This window comes from Parolsenella sp. LCP21S3_E11 (assembly GCF_052118165.1).
GTDB lineage: Bacteria > Actinomycetota > Coriobacteriia > Coriobacteriales > Atopobiaceae > Parolsenella.
The window spans coordinates 608494-630335 of sequence record NZ_JBQKHS010000001.1; the positions used below are offsets into that span (position 1 = coordinate 608494).

At 63.5% G+C, this 21842-nt stretch carries 15 protein-coding genes; all 15 read left to right on the forward strand.

The window, feature by feature from the left end:
- The first annotated feature begins 246 nt into the window (after positions 1-246).
- A complete protein-coding gene (ileS, locus tag ACTQ1Z_RS02660) occupies positions 247-3069 on the forward strand; it encodes an isoleucine--tRNA ligase (protein WP_441858520.1) in 2823 nt (940 codons plus the stop codon).
- A gap of 2 nt (positions 3070-3071) precedes the next feature.
- Positions 3072-3602 (forward strand): signal peptidase II, encoded by a 531-nt coding sequence (lspA, locus tag ACTQ1Z_RS02665; protein WP_320680254.1) that lies wholly within the window; start codon positions 3072-3074, stop codon positions 3600-3602.
- A 1-nt stretch (position 3603) separates the two neighbouring features.
- Entirely contained in the window at positions 3604-4632 is a 1029-nt protein-coding gene (locus ACTQ1Z_RS02670; RefSeq protein WP_320680255.1) for an RluA family pseudouridine synthase, read from the forward strand.
- Between the two features lie 51 nt (positions 4633-4683).
- Entirely contained in the window at positions 4684-5985 is a 1302-nt protein-coding gene (locus ACTQ1Z_RS02675) for a glycosyltransferase family 2 protein (RefSeq protein ID WP_441858523.1), read from the forward strand.
- Positions 5986-6336: 351 nt separating this feature from the next.
- Entirely contained in the window at positions 6337-7848 is a 1512-nt protein-coding gene (locus ACTQ1Z_RS02680) for an IMP dehydrogenase (RefSeq protein ID WP_441858525.1), read from the forward strand.
- A gap of 212 nt (positions 7849-8060) precedes the next feature.
- Entirely contained in the window at positions 8061-10625 is a 2565-nt protein-coding gene (leuS, locus tag ACTQ1Z_RS02685) for a leucine--tRNA ligase (RefSeq protein WP_320680260.1), read from the forward strand.
- Between the two features lie 58 nt (positions 10626-10683).
- A complete protein-coding gene (locus tag ACTQ1Z_RS02690; RefSeq protein ID WP_320680262.1) occupies positions 10684-11253 on the forward strand; it encodes a PASTA domain-containing protein in 570 nt (189 codons plus the stop codon).
- 292 nt (positions 11254-11545) lie between these two features.
- Entirely contained in the window at positions 11546-12082 is a 537-nt protein-coding gene (rimP, locus tag ACTQ1Z_RS02695; RefSeq protein WP_320680263.1) for a ribosome maturation factor RimP, read from the forward strand.
- A 90-nt stretch (positions 12083-12172) separates the two neighbouring features.
- Positions 12173-13432 (forward strand): transcription termination factor NusA, encoded by a 1260-nt coding sequence (gene nusA, locus ACTQ1Z_RS02700; RefSeq protein ID WP_293814096.1) that lies wholly within the window; start codon positions 12173-12175, stop codon positions 13430-13432.
- Positions 13433-13515: 83 nt separating this feature from the next.
- On the forward strand, positions 13516-16095 hold the full coding sequence (gene infB / locus ACTQ1Z_RS02705; RefSeq protein WP_441858527.1) for a translation initiation factor IF-2: 2580 nt from the start codon (positions 13516-13518) through the stop codon (positions 16093-16095).
- 82 nt (positions 16096-16177) lie between these two features.
- Entirely contained in the window at positions 16178-16630 is a 453-nt protein-coding gene (gene rbfA, locus ACTQ1Z_RS02710; protein ID WP_293834488.1) for a 30S ribosome-binding factor RbfA, read from the forward strand.
- Between the two features lie 3 nt (positions 16631-16633).
- Entirely contained in the window at positions 16634-17710 is a 1077-nt protein-coding gene (locus tag ACTQ1Z_RS02715) for a DHH family phosphoesterase (protein ID WP_441858529.1), read from the forward strand.
- A 65-nt stretch (positions 17711-17775) separates the two neighbouring features.
- The gene (gene truB, locus ACTQ1Z_RS02720) at positions 17776-18678 is read left to right on the forward strand and encodes a tRNA pseudouridine(55) synthase TruB (RefSeq protein ID WP_441858531.1); all 903 of its coding nucleotides are present in this window, start codon (positions 17776-17778) and stop codon (positions 18676-18678) included.
- Positions 18678-19913 (forward strand): bifunctional riboflavin kinase/FMN adenylyltransferase, encoded by a 1236-nt coding sequence (ribF, locus tag ACTQ1Z_RS02725; protein ID WP_441858533.1) that lies wholly within the window; start codon positions 18678-18680, stop codon positions 19911-19913. The genes truB and ribF overlap by 1 nt, the downstream gene beginning before the upstream one ends.
- A gap of 22 nt (positions 19914-19935) precedes the next feature.
- Positions 19936-21834, forward strand: a complete 1899-nt coding sequence (gene dnaG / locus ACTQ1Z_RS02730) for a DNA primase (protein ID WP_441858535.1) — start codon at positions 19936-19938, stop codon at positions 21832-21834.
- Positions 21835-21842: the final 8 nt, after the last annotated feature.

The following is a 21842-nucleotide window of genomic DNA, read 5'->3' on the forward strand; positions in this document are numbered from 1 at the left end:
AGCTGCGGCCCAAACAGGCGCGTGCAAGCGTTGTCCCCAGTAGGCGTCGCCGGAATGGTCCCCGTGACGGGCCAGCCGAGTAAGGCGAGTTCCTCGCCCGCTGGGTGGTTAAGCGAAACGTCACGGCGCGAGCCGTATCCAGGCGCTTCGTCCCGGCGGTCGGGGCGGGCGCTTTTTTCGTGCGCGTGTAACGCGCGCGGGCGCTTGGCTGATGTGGGCAAATGCCCGCGAAAGGAGTTTTTGCAGGTGGCAAACGAGTACAAGCAGACGATGAACCTCCCGAGCACGAGCTTCCCGATGAGGGCGAGCCTCGCTGCCCGCGAGCCCGAGCGCCTCAAGGCTTGGAACGACAACAAGGTCTATGAGCTGGCGCGCAAGAAGAACGAGGGTCATGACAAGTTCGTCCTGCATGATGGCCCTCCGTACGCCAACGGCCCGATCCACATCGGCCACGCCATGAACAAGATCTCGAAGGACATCATCAACCGCTACTGGTCGATGATGGGTCGCGACGTTCCCTACGTTCCCGGCTGGGACTGCCATGGCCAGCCCATCGAGCACAAGGTCGAGGAGAAGGTCGGCACCGCCAAGTTCAACGAGATGCCCACCTCAGAGATCCGCGAGATGTGCAACGAGTTCGCCGTCGAGAACATCGAGCTCCAGAAGGCCGGCTTCCGTCGCCTTGGCGTCCTCGGTGACTGGGACAATCCCTACCTCACGCTCTACCACCAGCATGATGCCGCCGACATCGAGGTTTTCAAGAAGATGTTCGACAAGGGCATGGTCTACCGCGGCCACAAGCCCGTCCACTGGTGCTCTCACTGCCACACGGCTCTCGCCGAGGCTGAGATCGAGTACGGCGACGAGGTCAGCCCCGCCATCTTCGTGCGCTTCGAGATGACGACCATCCCCGCCGGCCTCGAGGCCTGGGCGGGCAAACTGTTCGTCGACATCTGGACCACCACCCCGTGGACCCTCCCTGCGGATGACGCCGTCATCCTGCACCCGGAGGCCTCCTACGTTGCCGTCATCCACGACGGCCACGTTGAGCTCATGGCTCAGTCCCTGGTCGAGCGCGACTGCGCCAAGTTTGGCTATGGCGACGTCGAGCTCGTCCTCGACGAGGACGGCGAGCCCTGGAGCATGACGGGCACCGAGCTCTGCCACAACAAGTACAAGCAGCCGATCTTTGGCGATCAGGGTGTCGAGGGCGAGTTCATCTACGCTGACTACGTCACGCTCGACGACGGCACCGGCATCGTCCACGCCGCTCCCGGCCACGGCGTCGACGACTACCTCGCCGGCCAGAAGTTCGGTATTCCCGTGGTCATGCCCGTCGACGACGATGGACGCTTCTACGTTGGTGACACCATGGGCACCGGCGGCCCGTGGTCTGGTCTCGAGGTCAACGAAGCCAACCCGAAGATCATCGCCTGGCTCGACGAGCGCGGCATGCTGATCCTCCACGAGGACATCAACCACAGCTATCCGCACTGCTGGCGCTGTCACCAGCCCGTTCTCTTCCGCGCCACTGACCAGTGGTTCATCTCCATGGACAAGACCGGCCTTCGCGAGGAGGCTCTCGACACCATCGAGAACAAGGTCGCTTGGTACCCCGAGCACGCCAAGAACCGCATCGGCGCGATGGTCGAGGGCAGGCCTGACTGGTGCATCTCCCGTCAACGCAACTGGGGCGTGCCCATTCCGAGCTTTACCTGCGAGGACTGCGGCGAGACCGTCATGAACGACGCCACGCTCGACGCGGTCATCAAGCTCTTCCACGAGAAGGGCTCCGACGCCTGGTTCACGGACGCTCCCGAGTCCTACCTCGGCGATGCCTGCGTCTGCCCCAAGTGCGGCGGTCACCACCTCAAGCCCGGCAAGGACATCCTCGACGTTTGGTGGGACTCCGGCGTTTCCTGGAAGGCCGTCTGCGAGTTCCGTGACGAGCTCCAGTATCCGGCGGACATGTACCTCGAGGGTTCTGACCAGCACCGCGGCTGGTTCCAGAGCTCGCTTTTGACCTCGCTCGGCGCGAATGACATCGCCCCGTTCAAGTCCGTCGTCTCCCAGGGCTTCACGCTTGATGGCCAGGGTCGCAAGATGAGCAAGTCGCTCGGTAACGTCATCGACCCGAACAAGGTCTGTGACGAGATGGGCGCCGACATCCTGCGCCTTTGGGTCGCCTCCACCGACACGAGCCACGACGTCGCCGTCGACCACGAGATTCTCGCGCGCACCTCTGACACCTACCGCCGCTTCCGCAACACCTTCCGCTTCCTCCTCGGCGAGCTCGAGGGCCAGTTCGATTCCGAGTGCGACCTCGTGCCGGTCTCTGAGATGGAGGAGTATGACCGCCTCGTGCTGGCTCGCGCCTGCGAGATGCACGAGAAGGTCAGCGAGGCCTACGCCGGCTACCGCTTCTACCAGGTCTATCGTGCGCTCTATGACTTCGTCGTCACCGAGCTCTCCAACGGCTACCTGAACGCCACGAAGGATCGCATGTACTGTGACGCTCCTTCCGCCAAGACCCGCCGCAGCGCTCAGACCTGCTGGTACTACCTGCTCGAGATGCTCCTTCGCGATCTCCAGCCGATCCTGTCGTTCACTTGCGACGAGGTCATGGAGCACCTCCCGGCCTCCGCTCGCGATGGCCAGAAGTTTGCCGCTCTCCTCGATTGGTGGACGGCTCCTCTCGCCCACGACGAGGTCGAGGCCCTGCTGCCCGCCTACAACGCCATGCTTGAGGCTCGTGGTGCCTACACCAAGGCCAACGAGGCCGCTCTCGCCTCTGGCGTCGTCACCGAGAAGACCAGCCAGGCCACGCGTTGCGTCCTGACGCTTCCGGCGGAGCCCTACGAGCTCCTCAAGGGCTCCGAGGCTCTCCTCGCTGAGGCCTTCGTCTGCTCTGAGGTCGAGCTCGCCTCTGGCGACGAGCTCGCTTGCGAGGTCCTTCCCGCCCACGGCGAGAAGTGCCCGCGTTGCTGGAACTGGCGTCCGCTCGGTGCCGACGGTCTGTGCTGCCGCTGCAGCGAGGCCGTTGCCGAGGCCGCCACGAAGGCGGAGTAGCCTTGACGGGCTCTCGCCGCATAGCTGCGTTTGCAGGGGTCGCCGCCTGCGCCGTCGCGCTTGACCAGGTCAGCAAGGCCTGGGCGCGCGAGGCGCTGGCCGGCGGCCCCGTGCCCTTCATTCCTGGCGTGCTTGATTTCTCCCTCATCATGAACACGGGCGCGGCATTCTCGATCGGCTCTGGCTCAACCTGGATCTTCGTCGTGCTCGCCGTCGCCATCTGCCTGGGTCTTGCCATCTGGGTCGCTCGCGAGCACGAGATGCCCGCCTCGCTTGTCTGCGCGCTTGGCGCCGTCGCGGGCGGGGGAGTGGGTAATCTCATCGACCGCGTGGCGGCTGGCCGCGTGACTGACTTCTTCTGCACGACCTTCATCGACTTCCCGGTCTTTAACGTCGCCGATATCTTTGTCACTTGCGGCGTAGTCATCGCGTTCGTGCTTGCCTGGCGTTGGGATGCCGCTCGCGAGGCGGGGGATGACTCGGGTGCCGCCAACGCCGCGTCGAATGCCGAGAACACGCGCGAGGAGAATTAGCATGGCGCAGCGCATAGTCGACCTTCTTGTGGGGCTGGAGTTCGATGGCTGTCGCCTCGACGCGTTCCTCGCGACGGGCGAGGGCATGCCGTCTCGATCCGCCTGCTCAAAACTCGTGGAGCAGGGTCTCGTCACGATCAATGACACGCCAGCGACCTCGAAGAGCGAGAAGGTCCTTCTCGGAGACAGGGTGCGCGCCACGGTTGACGACCCCGAGCCCCTCGTGCCCGAGGGAGGCCTCGCGCCCAACCCCTATATCGACCTCGACATCCGCTATGAGGACGAGCATCTCATCGTGCTCTCCAAGCAGCCGGGCCTCGTCTGCCACCCGAGCCCCGGCCACGTTGATGACACCCTCGCGAACGCCCTCGTTGCCCACTGCGGGCTCGCTCACCTGGGGACGCTTCAGGGTGATGACCGTCCGGGCATCGTCCACCGCCTCGACATGGATACCTCCGGTCTCATGCTTGCCGCCAAGGATGATTCAACTCAGAAGGCGCTCCAAGACCTCATTCGTCTGAGGACCCTCGACCGCCGCTATGTCACGCTGGTCTGGGGCTATGTCGCCGCGGATTCGGGCACCATCGACACGGGCATCGCGCGCTCCACGCGCGACCGCATCCGCATGGCCGTCTCTGACGAGCCGGGTGCGCGTGAGGCGATCACGACTTTCCGTGTCCTCGAGCGTTTCGAGGCGGCCCGTCGCGACGAGGGCTACACGCTGCTCGAGTGCCATCTCTACACCGGCCGTACGCACCAGATTCGCGTTCACATGCGTCACATCAACCACCAGGTTATCGGCGACCCGCTCTATGGACGCGGCGACCTTGCCCAGAATCTTGGTCTCACGAGGCAGTTCCTGCACTCGTGGAGCGTCTCTTTTGCGCACCCCGTGTCCGGAGAGACCGTAGAGCTTCGCGACACACTCCCTAATGACCTCGCAGCTGTACTAGAATCGCTCGAAGGTCGTTCGATGGGCCGCACCGAGGCGGGGGAGGGTATCTGCCCCATGCTCCTTGGGCGCGCCTAGCACTCGTTTGGCCATGGTCGCATAAGCATTCGATTCGAGCGAGAGGCCGTTTTGGAACTCAATCGTCTGGGTATCACGCCCATTGTGGTCTTCAACTTCATCATTTGGTGCTTCTTCACCTTCGCGTACTTCTACCAGTTCGTCTACATCCTCGTGACGTGGAGGCGCGGAGAGGTCAAGCTCCCGGAGGCAAAGAAGAACCATCGCTATGCCTTCTTCATCGCCGCGCACAACGAGGAGAGCGTCATCGCAAACCTCGTGCGTTCGATCAAGGCTCAGGACTACCCCTCTGAGCTGATCGATACCTTCGTGGTGGCAGATGCCTGCACTGACAACACCGCGGAGGAGGCGAGGCGCGCCGGCGCCATCGTCTACGAGCGCAACGACCTTGCCCGCAAGGGTAAGAGTTGGGTTCTCGATTACGGCTTCGCCCGCATCCTTGAGGAGTATCCCGGCAAGTACGAGGCCTTCTTCGTCTTCGACGCGGACAACCTCCTGTCGCCCACCTACGTGACGGAGATGAACAAGGTCTTTGACCAGGGCTACCTCGTGGCTACGAGCTACCGCAACTCCAAGAACTTCGACTCGAGCTGGATTAGCTCAGCCTATGCGCTGTGGTTCCTCCGCGAGGCCAAGTTCCTCAACAACTCGCGTATGCTCTGCGGTACGGGCTGCGCCATCTCCGGCTCCGGTTGGATGGTCTCGTCGCGCATCATCCAGGGCATGAACGGCTGGGACTTCCACACCCTCACGGAGGACATCCAGTTCTCGACGTTCTGTGCCGCCAACGGCATCCGCATCGCGTACGCCCCGGCCGAGTTCTATGACGAGCAGCCGATTGACCTCAAGAGCTCTTGGACCCAGCGCATGCGCTGGACTAAGGGCTTCTATCAGGTGTTCTTCTCGTATGTGGGAGACCTGATCCATGGTGTCGGCAAGAAGCGCTTCGGCTCCTATGACATGCTGATGACCATCGCGCCGGGCAACATCCTGACGCTCGTCTCCGCCTTCGTGAACACGGTCTATCTCGTCATCGGCGGTCTGAGCCACGGATTTCTCGCTACGCAAAACGAGCTCTCCATGGCGGTGGGCTCGCTCATGATGACGTTCGGCTCGATGTACGTGACGTTCTTCGTCCTTGCCGTCATCACGACGATTTCTGAGCGCAAGCACATCATCTGCCGCAAGGAGCGTCGCTGGCGCATCTTTACGAACCTCTTCACCTTCCCGCTGTTCATGATGACCTACATTCCCATCTGCATCGCGGCCCTCTTCAAGAAGGTCGAGTGGGTTCCCACCAAGCACACGGTTTCCATCTCCATGGATCAGATCAACGCCGCCGAGAACTCATAGAACCCCTGCTACTTTGGTTCATTGCGTGGCCATGTGTTCGCTCTAACTGGGCGTTGTGTGGCCACGCTTTCTTTATGCGTTGCATCCTTGCGCTTGCGGCGCGTGCCGACCTGAAAAAGGGACAGTCCCTTTTTCAGGTGCCTTTTTCAGGTGGTGCGTGCGTCGCGTGCCAATTCGCGTGGCGGGTGGCGACTTTCGTTCGCGCATTGTGCGACCTGCCAAAAGGTTAGGTCCCCTGAATTAGATAGTGGTAGCAAGCCATCGGTATCAGACGTTACAATTGTCAAGATTGAGTCGGCATACGGCCAGCGGGCCCCCGTCCGCGGCAATAGACAGATTGGGAGAGCATACATGGCAACGTTCTTCGAAGGCGAATCGCACACTTTCTCTGAGTACCTGCTCGTACCTGGCTATTCTTCTTCCGAGAACATCCCGGCGAACGTCTCCCTTAAGACGCCCCTGTGCCGCTACAAGGCCGGTGAGGAGCCGAGGGTCACGCTGAACATCCCCATGGTCTCCTCCATCATGCAGGCTGTTTCTGGCGAGCGCATGGGCATCGCCCTCGCCACCGAGGGCGGCATGAGCTTCATCTACGGCTCCCAGACCCCCGAGGCCGAGGCCGCCATGGTCAAGGCCGTCAAGGACTACAAGGCCGGCGTCGTCGTGTCCGACTCCACGCTCACGCCGGAGATGACGATGGAGCAGGTCATACGCCTCAAGGAGCAGACCGGTCACTCCACCATGCCCGTGACCGAGGACGGCTCGCCCCACGGCAAGCTCCTCGGTATCGTCACGAGCCGCGACTACCGTCCCTCCCGCGATGACCACCAGGCCAAGGTCGCCACGTTCATGACTCCGCGCGAGCAGCTTATCGTGGGCACCGAGGAGACGACCCTCAAGGTCGCCAACGACATTATCTGGGACAACAAGCTCAACGCCCTTCCCATCGTCAACGCCGATGATTGCCTCGTTGGCATCGTCTTCCGTAAGGACTATGACTCCCACAAGTCCAACCCTGATGAGCTGCTTGACGCTCACAAGCGCTATATGGTTGGCGCTGGCATCAACACCCGTGACTACGCCACTCGTGTGCCCCTGCTTCTCGAGGCTGGCGCCGATGCCCTCTGCATCGACTCTTCTGAGGGCTTCTCCGAGTGGCAGAAGCTTACGATCGACTGGATTCGCGAGAACTACGGCGAGGACGTCATCGTCGGCGCCGGTAACGTCGTTGACGCTGATGGCTTCCGCTACCTCGCCGAGTGCGGCGCTGACTTCGTCAAGGTCGGCATCGGCGGCGGCTCCATCTGCATCACCCGCGAGACCAAGGGCATCGGCCGTGGCCAGGCCACTGCCCTCATCGACGTCTGCCGCGCTCGTGACGAGTACTTCGAGGAGACCGGTATCTACGTTCCCGTTTGCTCCGACGGCGGCATCGTCTATGACTACCACATGACGCTCGCCCTCGCCATGGGCGCTGACTTCATGATGCTCGGCCGCTACTTTGCCCGCTTCGACGAGAGCCCGACCAACCGCGTGAACGTAAACGGCCAGTACATGAAGGAGTACTGGGGCGAGGGCTCCGCTCGTGCCCGCAACTGGCAGCGCTATGACCTCGGTGGCGCCGCGAAGCTTTCCTTCGAGGAGGGCGTCGACTCCTACGTGCCGTACGCCGGCTCGCTGAAGGATGGCGTCAACATGACCATCTACAAGATCAAGTCCACGATGTGCAACTGCGGTGCCAACAGCATCAAGGAGCTCCAGGAGAAGGCTCGACTAACGCTAGTCAGCTCGACTTCCATCGTCGAGGGTGGCGCTCACGATGTCGTCCTCAAGGACCGCACCCAGTCTGTGTCCTTTAACTAGGACAACGTAGAATCGTTCCTGTGGCGCCGTCCTTCGAGGTAGAGGGGCGGCGCCTTTTTGTTGTGGGGAGACGTGTCGGCGTTCGGATTGCGAGCGATCTGTCTGCCGTGGTAACCATTTGGATAACCGGGCGTTTTCCGCGATCTCCTTATTGTCAGTAAAGCTGCTACTATTTAGCAGTTATCCGCTTGTATCCATGGAGGGCACGTACGATGTGCGACGAGAAGACTAACGATAGGCACGAGTTCCCCGCCTATGACGCTCAGGCCATTGAGGAGAAGTGGCAGCGCGTCTGGGCCGAGGAAGGCACCTACAAGACCGACGAGGATCCCAGCAAGCCCAAGAAGTACGTGCTGGAGATGTTCCCGTACCCTTCCGGTGACCTTCACATGGGCCACGCTCGCAACTACACCATCGGCGATGCCATGGCTCGCCAGGCTCGCATGCGCGGCTTTGACGTACTTCACCCCATTGGCTTCGATGCCTTTGGTCTTCCCGCGGAGAACGCGGCCATCAAGCACAACACCCAGGCCGGCAAGTGGACGTACCAGAACATGGATAACGCCCTCGCCACCATGCGCCGCATGGGCTTCTCCTATGACTATGACCGTCTCGTCCGCACCTGTGATCCCGAGTATTACAAGTGGGGCCAGTGGATGTTCCTCAAGATGTGGGAGAAGGGCCTTGCCTATCGTGCCACGTCTCCGGTGAACTGGTGCCCCAAGTGCCAGACGGTCCTCGCCAACGAGCAGGTCGTCGACGGCAAGTGCTGGCGTTGCGGCTCCGTGCCCGAGAAGCGCGAGCTCTCCCAGTGGTACCTCAAGATCACCGACTACGCGCAGGAGCTCCTTGACGACCTCGACAAGCTCGAGGGCTGGCCTGAGAACGTCAAGGCCCAGCAGCGCAACTGGATCGGCCGTTCCGAGGGCGCGGAGATTGACTTTACCCTCGCCGCCGAGGACGGCGTGACGCCCACCGATCGCAAGATTACCGTCTTCACCACCCGTGCCGACACCCTCTTCGGCGTCTCGTTCTTCCTGCTCCCGCCCGAGAGCCCGCTCGCCGCGGAGCTTGTCGCCGGTACTGAGCACGAGGCTGCTTTCAAGGAGCTCAAGGCCGCGACGGAGAAGGTCTCCAACGTCGACCGCCAGGGCTCTGAGCGCGAGAAGCACGGTATCTTCACCGGCCGCTACGTCATCAACCCGATCAACGGCCGCCCGGCCCCCATCTGGGTCGCAGACTACGTCCTCATGGACTATGGCACCGGCGCCGTCATGGGTGTTCCCTGCGGTGACCAGCGCGACTTCGACTTCGCCAAGAAGTACGACCTCGAGATCGCTCCGATCATCTGCGAGAAGGATGACCCCCTCTACGAGGAACTCAAGGACGAGCGTGAGCTTCGCGTCACGTCCGTCGACTGGGACCACGCCATGGTCGCCGAGGGTTACCTCGTCCAGTCCGGCGAGTTCACCGGCCTCAAGGGCGGTAAGCACTCTGAGGCAGTGGACGCCATCCTCGGCTGGCTCTCCGAGCGTGGCCTTGGCCGCGCGAAGGTCCAGTTCCGTCTCCGCGACTGGCTCATCAGCCGCCAACGCTACTGGGGCAACCCCATCCCGATGATCCACTGTGACTGCTGCGGCGACGTCCCCGTGCCGTATGACCAGCTGCCGGTCACCTTGCCCGAGAACCTTGACCTTGGTGCCGGCGAGACCCTCGCCGAGTACGCCCCCTTCTATGAGACGACGTGCCCCAAGTGCGGTAAGCCCGCGAAGCGCATCACGGACACGATGGACACCTTCACGTGCTCTAGCTGGTACTACCTGCGCTATTGCGATCCGCACAATACCGAGCTCCCGTTTTCCAAGGAGTCGGTTGATCGCTGGATGCCCGTCGACAACTACATCGGCGGCATCGAGCACGCGATTCTCCACCTGCTCTATAGCCGCTTCTGGACCAAGGTCCTTCGCGACCTCGGCATGATCGACGCCGACGAGCCCTTCACCAACCTGCTCTGCCAGGGCATGGTCAAGGACGAGAACGGCGAGACCATGTCCAAGTCCAAGGGCAACGTCGTGCCGCCCTCCAGCGTCATCGGGCCCTTCGGCGCGGACACCATGCGTCTCGTCATCCTCTTCATCGCCCCGCCCGAGAAGGACTTCGATTGGGACGAGAAGGCCGTTGCCGGTGCCAACCGCTTCATCAAGCGCGCCTGGTCGATCGTATGGCAGCTCTCCGAGGGCGCCCAGGCTGGCGACTTCGATTACACGAAGCTCGATGGTCAGGCGGCCGAGCTCTTCCGCACGCTTAACGGCCTTGGTGCCCGTTGCACGGCCGACTACGATCGCGGTCAGTTCAACACCGCTATCTCCGCGGTCATGGAAATCGTGAACGCCGCGAGCAAGTACCTCATCGAGACCCCGGCCGATGAACGTAACCACGAGCTCGACTATCGCGTCGCCCACGACATCGTGGCGATTCTCGCGCCCATCTGCCCGCACTGGGCCGAGGAGCTTTACCACGAGGCCCTGCACCTCACCGGTTCTGTCTATAACGAGCCGTGGCCGGAGTTCGACGTCGAGCTCTCTCGTGCCGACACCGTCGAGATCGCCGTCCAGGTCATGGGCAAGGTCCGTGCACGCGTGAACGTCGCCGTCGATGCCAGCCGCGAGGACCTCGAGAAGGCCGCCCTTGAGGCCGTTGCCTCCCAGATCGAGGGCAAGACCGTTCGCAAGGTCGTTGTCGTTCCCGGCAAGCTCGTCAACGTCGTCGCCAATTAGTCCGTCTATGCGGGGCGCTTCTTGCGCCCCGCCGTCATGTTATGAGGTGAGGTCGGCCATGAAGTGTCCGCATTGCGGTCGTGACCTTGGGGAGGGTCTGCTCCCCACTCGCTGTCCCGGTTGCGGGAGCGCCTTGTCTGGCGCCAAGAGGGGGCATAGGGTCAATCGTCACGAGCAGCGTGCTTCCGCCGACCTCGCCGCCGCCTCTCGCAGGAGCGTGGAGGGTCTTTCCGGCATGGGCGCGGGCCGTCGCTCTCGCGGGGAGACGGGCAAGCGCGTCGCTCGTCTTTTCCTTGGTTTTCTGCTGGTCGCGGTATTCTGCTGCCTTGTCTTCTTCATGGCCTATCGCGCCGAGCTCATTGGCGGCAGGACAATCCCTAACGTTGTCGGCTCTGGCGCCGAGCAGGCGACTTCTCGCCTCTCTGACAAGGGCTTTAACGTCGGGGTGAACGAGGTGGAGTCGATCGAGCAGCTAACCGGTCGCGTCATCTCGACCAATCCGCCCGCCGGTACGCGCGCCGACAAGGGCTCGACCGTGACCATCGACGTTGCGAAGAACCCCGAGACAGCGGCTGCGAGCGATGCTCCGGAAACAGCCGGAGAGGCCGTCGCGGAGACGGGGGAGTAGCGTCTCTTTTGGGAGTGGCGTCTCTTTTGCCTGACGAGGACACTCCGGTGACTGGCTGCGCGCCTTTCCGCCGATCAGAACTGGAGCAAGGCTTCGCGAGGAGGATGCGAGTTGTGTGCTCGACTTGTGACATATCTGCACACACAAAATGCATCTTGACGTGTTACCTGCTTGTTTATTAAACTGTCTCCGATAAGAGTGTTTGACTGAGGGATGTGGGGTGGAGTTTTCGCCCCGCATCTCTTTGTGTGTAAGCGGGGGTTATACGCCTCGCGCTAGGAAGGAGGGTCACATGGCAGAGGACAAGGCCGCGGCAATCCTCGAGGTCCTCGAGGTCGCCGGCGCCCAGCATGGCATCGACGTCGTTGACGTGGAGGTCGTTGGCGCCACCAAGGCACCTACGGTTCGTGTCCGTATCGACTGGGCCTATGACCCGGAGAATGCGGAGAGGGGCACCATCTCGCTCGATGACGTCGCCGCTCAGACCGAGTGGGTCTCCGAGGTTCTCGACGCGTTCGACCCGTTCTCCGGCTCCTACACCCTCGAGGTGAGCTCGCCGGGTCTCGATCGCCCGCTTCGCCGCGAGGCCGACTTCGAGCGCTTCGCTGGCGAGACCGTCGTCCTCACGACGACTGCGGTTGAGGGTCGTCGCCGTTACTCCGGCAAGCTTGTCGGCATGCGTGATAGCTCCGTCGTCATCGTCGATGACGAGGGCGAGGTCGAGATTCCCCTCTCTGAGGTACGTCGCTGCACCATCAAGCCCACCTTCGAGAAGGGCGAGAAGAAGTCCTTCGACAAGCCCAAGAAGGGCAAGGCGCAGAAGGCCTAACGGCTTTCGTTCGCGGGTTTGCCCATTTCGCACTCAGTTTGGAAACGAATGGCCTAGAGCCATATGAGAGATAACCAGGAAGGAACGCACATGGCATCTGAGATGATGGAAGCCCTGATGATGCTCTGCCAGGAGAAGCACATCGACGAGCTCTACCTGCTCGACCGCCTCGAGCAGTCGCTCGCCGCGAGCTACGCCAACGTCATGCACCTCGACTTCGGCGCCAAGGTCACCATCGACCGTACCACCGGCAAGATCTACGTCTACAAGCTCATCCCGAAGGATGACTCGATGGACGAGGAGGGCAACTACACCGAGTTCGACGAGGTCGACGTCACGCCCAAGGACACGAGCCGCATCGCCGCGCAGCACGCCAAGGCCGAGATCAACGCCATCGTCCGCAACGCCGCTCGCGAGCAGATCTACGAGGAGTTCTCCGCTCGCGTCGGTGACATCATCACCGGCACCGTCCTCCAGTCCACGCCCGACTTCACGATCGTCAAGATTCGCGAGGGCGTCGAGGCCGAGCTCCCGCACTTCGATCGCAAGCGTCACCCGGAGGAGCGCAACGAGCGTCCGGCCGGTGAGCGCTATAGCCACAACCAGCGTATCAAGGCCGTCATCATCGACGTCCGCGACCCGAACGCCACCGTGCAGCCCGTTCGCGGCGAGCACTCCCGCCCGTCCATCGTGGTGAGCCGTACCCACCCGGAGCTCCTCCGTCGCCTCTTCGAGCTCGAGGTCCCCGAGATTTACGACGGCGTCGTCGAGGTCCGCTCCATCGCTCGTGAGGCCGGCGTCCGCTCCAAGGTCGCCGTCTCCTCCCTCGATGACCGCCTCGATCCGGTTGGCGCCTGCGTCGGCCCCAAAGGCAGCCGCGTGCGCACCGTCGTGGGCGAGCTCCGTGGCGAGCGCGTCGACGTCGTCCTGTGGAGCGACGATCCGGCTCGCTGCGTCGCCAATGCGCTCTCCCCGGCGAAGGTCTCCCGCGTCCTGTTTGACGAGGACACCAACTACGCCACCGTTATCGTCCCGGACGATCAGCTCTCCCTTGCCATCGGCAAGGAGGGCCAGAACGCCCGTCTCGCCGCTCGCCTGACCGGCATGCACATCGACATCAAGAACGAGTCGCTCGCCGCCGGTATGCTCGAGGGCATCTCCGCGCCTTCCGCCGAGCCCGAGGACCTCATCGACGTCGACGAGGCTCATCGCTGCGAGTACGTCGGCGCCAACGGCGTCCGCTGCCGCAACATGGCTCGCCCCAACTCCCGCTACTGCGGCGTCCACGAGGCCATTGCCCTTGCCGGCGACGACGTCGAGGTCTCCGACGACCCGGACTCCCTGATCTAGGACGCTCGAGCCAGACGGCTCATTTGACTTGAAACCCCGCGGGCAAGACCCGCAATGATTGCCCGCACAGGAAGGTAGGTCACATGGCAAAGACCCGCGTACATGACCTTGCCAAGGAATTTGGCATGACGAGCAAGGAGATGCTCGGCCACCTCGCCGACATGAAGATCCCGGCGAAGTCCGCCTCGAGCACCCTCGAGGATGCCTACGTCTCGATGATTCGTAAGAAGATGGCCCCGATCCTCGAGGCTCGCGCCGCGGAGATCGAGGCTGCCAAGCAGGCCGAGGCCGAGGAGAAGGCCAAGGCCGAGGCCGAGGAACGCGCCCGCGCCGAGGAGGAGCGTCTCGAGGCCGAGAAGCGCCGCGAGGCCGAGCGCGCCAAGGAGGCCGAGGAGCGTGCTCGCCTCGAGGCCGAGCGCAAGCGCAAGGAAGAGGAGGAGCGTAACCGCGTCCGCGACAACGCCCCCAAGTCCGTGCCTTCGATGACCAGCCTGCTCGACCAGATCGCCCAGCAGGAGCAGATCCTCAAGGCTCAGCGCGAGGAGCAGGCCGCCAAGAAGGCCGAGGCCGCCCCGAGCCGTTCTCGTCGTGGCAACCAGCACGCTACCGCGAAGAACGCCCCCAAGGACGAGGGTCCCGCCACGCCCGAGAAGGCCGCCACTGCGCGCGGTCGCGGCAAGCGCAAAGGCCACACCGAGGATGACGGCGAGGATCGCTACAGCCGCATGGCCAAGGCCGCCGAGGAGTACAACCGCGAGCGCGTGCTCGAAGAGGCCCGCGCCAGCGTCGAGGAGGCGTCTCGCGAGTCGACCGGGCGCCGCAAGAAGCGCAAGGAGCGTCGCCAGAAGCAGGCCGAGCAGGCCGCCAAGGAGCAGGCGATCGAGGAGGCCATCGCAAACGATCAGAACGTCGCCGAGATTGGCATGGTCAAGGTCCCGACTGGCTCCACCGTCGCCGAGCTCGCCGAGCTGCTCGACGTTCCCGCCTCTGACATCGTCAAGCGCCTGTTCCTCCTGGGCAGCCCGCTCACGATGACGCAGTCCATGTCCGACGACCTCATCGAGCTCGTTGCCGATGACCTCGGCCGCGAGGTCAAGGTCATGAGCAGGGAGGAGGAGAACTCCTTCACGTTCTACGACGATCCGTCTGACCTTCTCCCGCGCGCTCCTGTCGTGACCGTCATGGGCCACGTCGACCACGGCAAGACGTCCCTGCTCGACGCCATCCGCCACACCGGCGTTGCTAGCGGCGAGGCTGGCGGCATCACGCAGGCCATCGGTGCGTCCCAGGTCAAGATCGGCGACCGCACGATCACCTTCATCGACACCCCTGGTCACGAGACCTTCACCGCCATGCGTGCCCGTGGCGCCAAGGTGACGGACATTGTCATTCTGATCGTCGCCGCGGACGACGGCGTCATGCCCCAGACCGTCGAGTCGATCAATCACGCGAAGGCCGCCGGCGTGCCCATCATCGTGGCCGTCAACAAGATTGACAAGCCCGGCGCCAACCCCGACAGGGTCCGTCAGGAGCTCACCGAGTATGGCATCATCCCGGAGGAGTGGGGCGGACAGAACATGTTCGTCAACATCTCCGCGAAGAAGAAGATTGGCATCGACGAGCTGCTCGAGACTGTCCTTCTCCAGGCCGACGTCCTCGAGCTCAAGGCCAACCCGAACACCTTCGCGTCCGGCAACGTCCTTGAGGCCAAGCTCGATCGCGGTCGCGGCTCCGTCGCCACGGTCCTCGTGACCCGCGGTACGCTCCACATCGGCGATTCCCTGGTCGCCGGCATGGCCTACGGATCCGTCCGTGCCATGCTCGACCCGAAGGGCCGTCCGGTCACCGAAGCTGGCCCCTCTGACCCGGTCGAGATTCTCGGTCTCCAGAGCGTTCCCGCCGCCGGCGACGAGTTCCGCGTCTTCACCGAGGCCCGCGAGGCCCGCGCCCTCGCCGAGCAGCGCGCCCTCAAGGCCCGCATCGAGGAGCAGAACCGCGTCAAGCACGTCACGCTCGAGACGCTCTTCTCCACGATGGAGGACGCCGAGGTCAAGGAGCTCAACCTCGTCATCAAGGCCGACGTCCAAGGTTCGATCGAGGCTCTCCAGGACTCCCTCGACAAGATGGATCAGTCCGAGGTCCGTATCAACACGATCCACTCCGCCGTCGGTGCCATCACTGAGACGGACGTCACCCTTGCCGACGCCTCCAACGCCATCATCATCGGCTTCGGTGTGCGTCCGGATGCCAAGGCTCGCTCCGCCGCTGAGCACCAGGGCGTCGAGATTCGCTGCTACGACGTCATCTATAAGGCCCTCGAGGACCTCGATGCTGCCCGTATCGGCATGCTCAAGCCCACGGAGGTCGAGGTCTCCACGGGCATGGCGCTCGTCCTCGACACCTTCAAGGTGCCGAAGGTCGGCATTGCCGCCGGCGTCCGCGTCGAGGAGGGCGAAATCGCCGCTACCAACTCCGTGCGCCTCGTCCGTGACGGCATCGTCGTCTACAACGGCAAGATCGCGTCCCTGCGCCACTACAAGGAGGACGTCAAGACCCTCCGCAGCGGCCTCGAGGGTGGTATCGGCCTCGAGAACTTCCAGGACATCAAGCCTGGCGACCAGATCGAGGCCTACCGCATCGACGAGGTCGCGCGCACCGAGTAGCCTCGGGCGGGTATAACGCTAGTAACGTACCTGGGGCGGCCCAACGCGGGTCGCCCCTACTTGACCAAAGAAGGTGGAAACGATGAAGCAGAACTCCTCTTCGCGTAGGAACGGCGAGATTGCGCGTGAGAAGCTCGCTAGCATCCTCCTGTTCGAGATCTCCGACCCCGATCTCGAGCTTGTGACCCTCACTGGTTGCGAGGTGTCCGTCGACCGCTCCTTCGTTCGCGCCTACGTCTCCTGCGAGCCCGAGCGCTACGAGTCCGTCATGGCGGCGCTGAATCGCGCCAAGGGTCGCCTCCGTTCGCTGCTTGGCCGTGCCCTCGGTTGGCGAGTGACCCCCGAGCTCGCCTTCTCTCTCGACACCACTACCGACGAGGCCGAGCGCATCGCCGTCGCCCTCGAGAACCGTCCTCCCACGATCGACGTCGAGAAGGACGAGTTCGGCTATCCCATCGTCGATGGCGCCGGGGACGATGAGGATGCCGATGGCGCTGATGATGTCGACGCTCTCGAAGAGGACGCTGAGGCTTAAACCATGAACGTAGGGGACGAGAAGGTCTTCTCAGAACAACGAGAGAAGTTCGCGCAGGTGGCGGCACTCATTGATGCTGCGACCGAGATTGTCATCTGCGCGCACACCAACCCGGACGGCGACGCCCTGGGCTCTGGCCTTGCGCTCGCGCAGCTCATCTCCCAGCACTGGGAGGGCAAGCACGTCACGAACCTGCTCGCAGACAACGACCCTGTGCCGCGCCTGTACCGCTTCCTTCCTGGAGCGGACTCCTTCGTCCGCGCAAGCGCGTATGAGGGCGACCCTGACCTGTTCATCATCGTCGACCTCTCCGTCGCTTCACGCCTGAATCAGGCTCAGCCAGTGCTCGATCGCAGCGCTCATGTCGCGATCCTCGACCACCATCCGTCCACGACGCCTTTCGGCGACGTCGCGCTCATTCGTCCTGACGCGGCAGCAGCCGGCGTGATCATCGCGGAGTTCGCGCTTGCGATGGGAGCCACGATCACTCCCGATATCGCCAACTGCCTGTTCTGCGCGATTGTGACGGATACGGGCCGCTTCCAGTACCAGAATGCGGACTCCGAGGCCTTCGAGTGCGCGAGCATGCTCGTCGACGCCGGCGCGTCGCCCTCGCTCATCTCGCTCAACGTGTACCAGAGCTTCAGGCTCGCCTACCTTCACCTCGAGAGCGTTGTCATGGGCAGAATCGTGACGTTTGAGCACGGGCGCATCGCCTATAGCTACGCAACGAGGAAAGATCTCGAGCGTACGGGCGCCTTGCCTGACGAGTGCGACGGCCTCATCGACGTCGTTCGCAGCGTCGAGGGTTCCGAGCTCGCCCTCTTCCTCAAGGAGACGCCCGATGGCCTCATTCGCGGCAATCTCCGCTCCAAGGGAGACCATGACATATCCGGCGTCGCGCGCGCCTTCGGGGGAGGTGGCCACAAAGCCGCGTCCGGCTTCACGACGGACATGGGCATCGATGCCACGCTCGCCGCGGTCCTGCCGCTCATGCGAGCCGTTCTCGCCGCGGGTCCCGGCGAGAACCCCGGCCCCATTGCTCGACAGCTATCGTTGAACATCGACCGAGAGGCATAACGACACCTATGCGACGTGGCATATCTGCAATCAACGCCCTTCTCGCGGTTGACAAGCCGTGTGGCATGACCTCGCATGATGTGGTCTCCCGCGTGAGGCGCGCGCTCGGCGAGCGTCGCGTGGGGCATGCCGGTACGCTCGACCCGGACGCATCCGGCGTGCTCGTGGTTGGCGTGGGGCAGGCGACCAAGCTCCTTGGCATGCTCACGCTCGACCGCAAGAGCTATCGCGCGCGCATCGAGTTTGGCTCGCAGACCACGACCGATGATGCCGAGGGCGAGGTCATTGCATCTTCTGCGGTGCCCTCTGAGCTTTTCGATGCCGACGTCGCCGCGCGTGCGGTGGCAGGCCTTGTGGGCGAGCTTGATCAGATGCCTCCCGCCTTTAGTGCCATCAGCGTGGGTGGCAAGCGCGCCTATGCGCTCGCGCGCGAGGGCAAGGAGGTTAAGCTGTCGCCTCGCCATGTGACCATCCACGAGGCGAGCTTGCTTTCCGTCACCGGCGAGGGCACGGCGGAATCGCCCCTCGTCTGGGAGTGCGACTTCGACGTGTCGAAGGGCACCTACATTAGGAGCATCGCGCGTGACCTGGGCCTTGCGCTCGGGACTCACGCGCACCTCTGCGGTCTTAGGCGCACGAGTGCGGGCATGGTGAGAATCGCCGACTGTGTGTCGCTCGACGAGCTCGCCGAGCGTGGCCGCGACTTGATGGCGGACCGCGCGCTTGACCCGGTTGCCTGTCTCGGTATCGCCACGCGCGCGGTCGAGGTCGCCGAGATTGCGGATATCACCTGCGGGCGTCACATTCCCATGGGCCTCGTCTCGCTCGATGGCGCCAGCCGCGAGCCGAGGCCTGGCGAGCCTATTGCGCTCGTGTGGGACCACGCTCTCGTAGGCGTGTGGCAACGCCGCTCGACCGATCTCGTCTGCTCCACCAACTTCCCGCAGGCAATCGAAGGGGTTCGCTGATGGCAAAGGGTTCAATGGGGAAGGCCGCGCCTGCGGGGATGCCCGAGGCCGTGGCTGCCGCAAACTCCACAGAGCTTGGCCGCGAGCTCATGGACCTCGCGCCGGAGATGCCCCTCGCCGCCGCCCGCGCGCGAGAGTTTCTCTCGCTCTCGGGACGTCTTCTCGACACGCCCGAGCCGGCGGATCTAGCCTCTCTGGCAGTCGAAGGCTCCGAGGGTTCCGATAAATTTGTCTCGTACATGACGTATGGGCAGAAGCTCCTGAAGTCTGATCGCTACGTCTGCGTAATCGGTGTCTTTGATGGAGTGCATCTCGGCCACCAGAAGCTCCTTCAGCGTGCGGCGCGAGATGCGGCAGAGCGGGGAGACAAGCTCGCCGTCCTCACGTTCACGCCAGACCCGGCGGACGTGCTTTCCGGTCCCACTCCCTCTTCAAAGCTTCTTTCGGACGAGGGGCGCGTGAGCGCGTTGCTCGCATTCGATGGGGACGGGGGTTGCCCGGATGTCAGTTCGGTCGTCTGCGTCGATTTCGACCGCGAGTTCGCATCGCTCACTTGGGCGGAGTTTGCCGGCGAGGCGCTTGGCCTCATCTTTGGCGACGAGTTCGAGGACTATTTCGAAGCCGTCTTCGTTGGGTCTGACTTCCGTTTCGGTGCCCATGGCGAGGGAGATCTCGAGCTATTCCGGAGGGTCGGTGATATCCGCGACTATGACGTCACGGGCGTTGATCTTCTCGAGCAGTGCGACGCTCCCGTTACGGCGACGCGCATCCGCGGACTGGTGCATGCGGGGCGTGTCGAAGAGGCCGCCGGGCTTCTCAGTCGTCCGCACATGGTGATTGGCAGGGTCGAGCACGGCAGGGGAGAGGGTGCGTCGTTTGGCTTCCCCACGGCAAACATCGTCTGCGACCCCTCTGCATGCGTGCCCGAGCAGGGCGTCTACGCCGGCTTCGTCACGATTGCGGATGAGGATGGCGCTCGCAGTGCCTATCCCGCCGCTATCAATATCGGCCTTCCGCCGAGCTTCGAGGGCGAGGCGCCCGAGGGTACGCTTCTCGAGGCGAACCTCATCGGCTTTGACGGGGATCTCTACGGCAGCAAGGCGTGCGTCTCCTTCGTGAGGTGGCTGCGCGACTCCCGTCCGTTCTCCACGCTCGAGGAGCTCGAGCGAACGGTGCTCGGAAACATAGGCTGGACGTGCCACGCTCTTGGCGGGCGGGGCATCAGAATCAACTAACGACGAGGTCGGGGGGTGTCACATGATTACCGAGGAGGACAAGGAGCGCGTTCGCCAGGCAACCGACATCGTCAACCTCGTCTCGGAGACCGTTGTGCTCAGGCAGCGCGGCGGCGACTTCTGGGGTTGCTGCCCCTTTCACCACGAGAAGAGCCCGTCGTTTCACGTGACGCCGTCGACCGGCCTGTGGCATTGCTTCGGCTGCCACTCAGGTGGCGACGTGTTCGACTACGTCATGAAGCGCGAGGGCCTCGACTTCCTCGACGCCGTTCGCTTCCTCGCGGAGCGAGCTCACATCGACATCGAAGAGGGTCAGGGGACGGCGAGGCGCGGGCCCAAGCGCACGCGCGTGATCGATGCGCTCGAGGCTGCCCAGGCTTCCTTCTCCACCCGCCTCATGCGCGGGAGGGGTGACGGCGCCGCCGCCGCGCGTGCCTACTTCGCGAGTCGTGGGTTCAACTCGGACATCTGCTCTCGCTGGCATCTCGGCTATGCCGACCCGTCCGTGTCCGTCGTGCGCGAGCTCCAGCAGGCGGGCTTCTCGCGAGGCGAACTCGAGGCCGCTGATCTGGGCGTCTCTCGCGGTGGCGGTCTTCGAGACCGCTTCTTTGACCGCGTGATGTTTCCCATCCACGACGAGCAAGGCCGCTGCATCGGCTTTGGCGGTCGCGTGATGGGAGATGCCAAGCCCAAGTACCTCAACACGCGCGAGACGAGCGTGTTCCACAAGTCCAAGCACATGTTTGCCTTCGATTATGCGAAGGAGAGCATCGCCGCGCGTGGGTTCGCCATCGTGACCGAGGGCTATATGGACGTCATCTCGATGCACGAGGCCGGCTTCACCAACACGGTGGCGGCGCTCGGCACCGCGCTCTCCGCAGACCACATCCGCACGCTCTCGCGCTTTGCCAAGACCATTGTCTGCATGTTCGACGGCGACGCAGCAGGTCAACACGCGGCGGAGGCCGCTGTTCGTTACGTCGAGAGCACGAAGGCGTCGCTTACCTGCGTCGTGCTTCCAGATAACCAGGACCCTGACGAGTTCTTGAAGGCTCACGGCCGCGAGGCGATGGAGGAACAGCTGCGCCAGGCGAGGCCCCTCATCGAGTTCGTTGTCGACAAGAAGCTCGAGACGCTCGACCTTTCGAGTCCTGGCTTGAGGATCGCCGCGCTCGAGGAGATCGCGAAGGTGCTCGCACCTCTCAAATCCTCGTACCTCCTCGATGGCTATGCGCAGCAGGTCGCCGGCAGGCTTGGCATCAACGTCGAGGTGACGAAGGAGAAGATTCGCTCCACACCCGTTGAGGGGGAGGAGACGGGGAACGCTCCCGCCGATGACTATGGCTATGAGTACGTGCCCTCGGGTGGCTATGGAGAAGCGTATGCGCCCGCGGATGACTACGGTTATGACTACGTGCCAGAGCCGGAGCCCATGGTGCAACCGCAGCCTTCGGTCTCTCTTGGCGCGCTCTCTGCCGAGGATCGTACGCAGATTCGGGCGGAGAGGAACCTGCTCGCCATGATGGCGGACAACATCGACCTGTTCCGTGGTTACGCGGACCGCATCGCGACCTTTGCCTGGGCTGATTCGCGCCATGAGGCGATTGCCTGGTCGATGCTCGCGACGCCGGTGGGCACCACGCCCGCAGACGTCGTTGCCGCCGCGACGCGCGCCTGTCCGGACGCGCCGAAGATTCTCTCGGCGAGCTCCTTCTCCTCGACGAGCGCGTGGGACACGCAGACTAACGTCGAGTTCGTCGTCAACGAGGCTGAGATTCGTTCCATTGACCGGAGGGTTTCGATGCTCACCGCGTCCCTTGCCGGCGGCGCAGATCCGGCACGCTCCCGCGAGGCGCTTCAGGAATTGGGGCAGCTCCGGGCGCGCCGGGGTGAGTTACGGGCATCACAGCCCCTTGAATAGCGATTCTC

Excerpts from the sequence above, each read along its gene's own strand:
- ACTQ1Z_RS02670 (WP_320680255.1), top strand. The coding sequence starts at position 3,604 with ATGGCGCAGCGCATAGTCGACCTTCTTGTGGGGCTGGAGTTCGATGGC.
- ACTQ1Z_RS02680 (WP_441858525.1), top strand. The coding sequence starts at position 6,337 with ATGGCAACGTTCTTCGAAGGCGAATCGCACACTTTCTCTGAGTACCTG.
- leuS (WP_320680260.1), top strand. The coding sequence starts at position 8,061 with ATGTGCGACGAGAAGACTAACGATAGGCACGAGTTCCCCGCCTATGAC.
- ACTQ1Z_RS02690 (WP_320680262.1), top strand. The coding sequence starts at position 10,684 with ATGAAGTGTCCGCATTGCGGTCGTGACCTTGGGGAGGGTCTGCTCCCC.
- rimP (WP_320680263.1), top strand. The coding sequence starts at position 11,546 with ATGGCAGAGGACAAGGCCGCGGCAATCCTCGAGGTCCTCGAGGTCGCC.
- nusA (WP_293814096.1), top strand. The coding sequence starts at position 12,173 with ATGGCATCTGAGATGATGGAAGCCCTGATGATGCTCTGCCAGGAGAAG.
- infB (WP_441858527.1), top strand. The coding sequence starts at position 13,516 with ATGGCAAAGACCCGCGTACATGACCTTGCCAAGGAATTTGGCATGACG.
- rbfA (WP_293834488.1), top strand. The coding sequence starts at position 16,178 with ATGAAGCAGAACTCCTCTTCGCGTAGGAACGGCGAGATTGCGCGTGAG.
- ACTQ1Z_RS02715 (WP_441858529.1), top strand. The coding sequence starts at position 16,634 with ATGAACGTAGGGGACGAGAAGGTCTTCTCAGAACAACGAGAGAAGTTC.
- truB (WP_441858531.1), top strand. The coding sequence starts at position 17,776 with ATGACCTCGCATGATGTGGTCTCCCGCGTGAGGCGCGCGCTCGGCGAG.
- ribF (WP_441858533.1), top strand. The coding sequence starts at position 18,678 with ATGGCAAAGGGTTCAATGGGGAAGGCCGCGCCTGCGGGGATGCCCGAG.
- dnaG (WP_441858535.1), top strand. The coding sequence starts at position 19,936 with ATGATTACCGAGGAGGACAAGGAGCGCGTTCGCCAGGCAACCGACATC.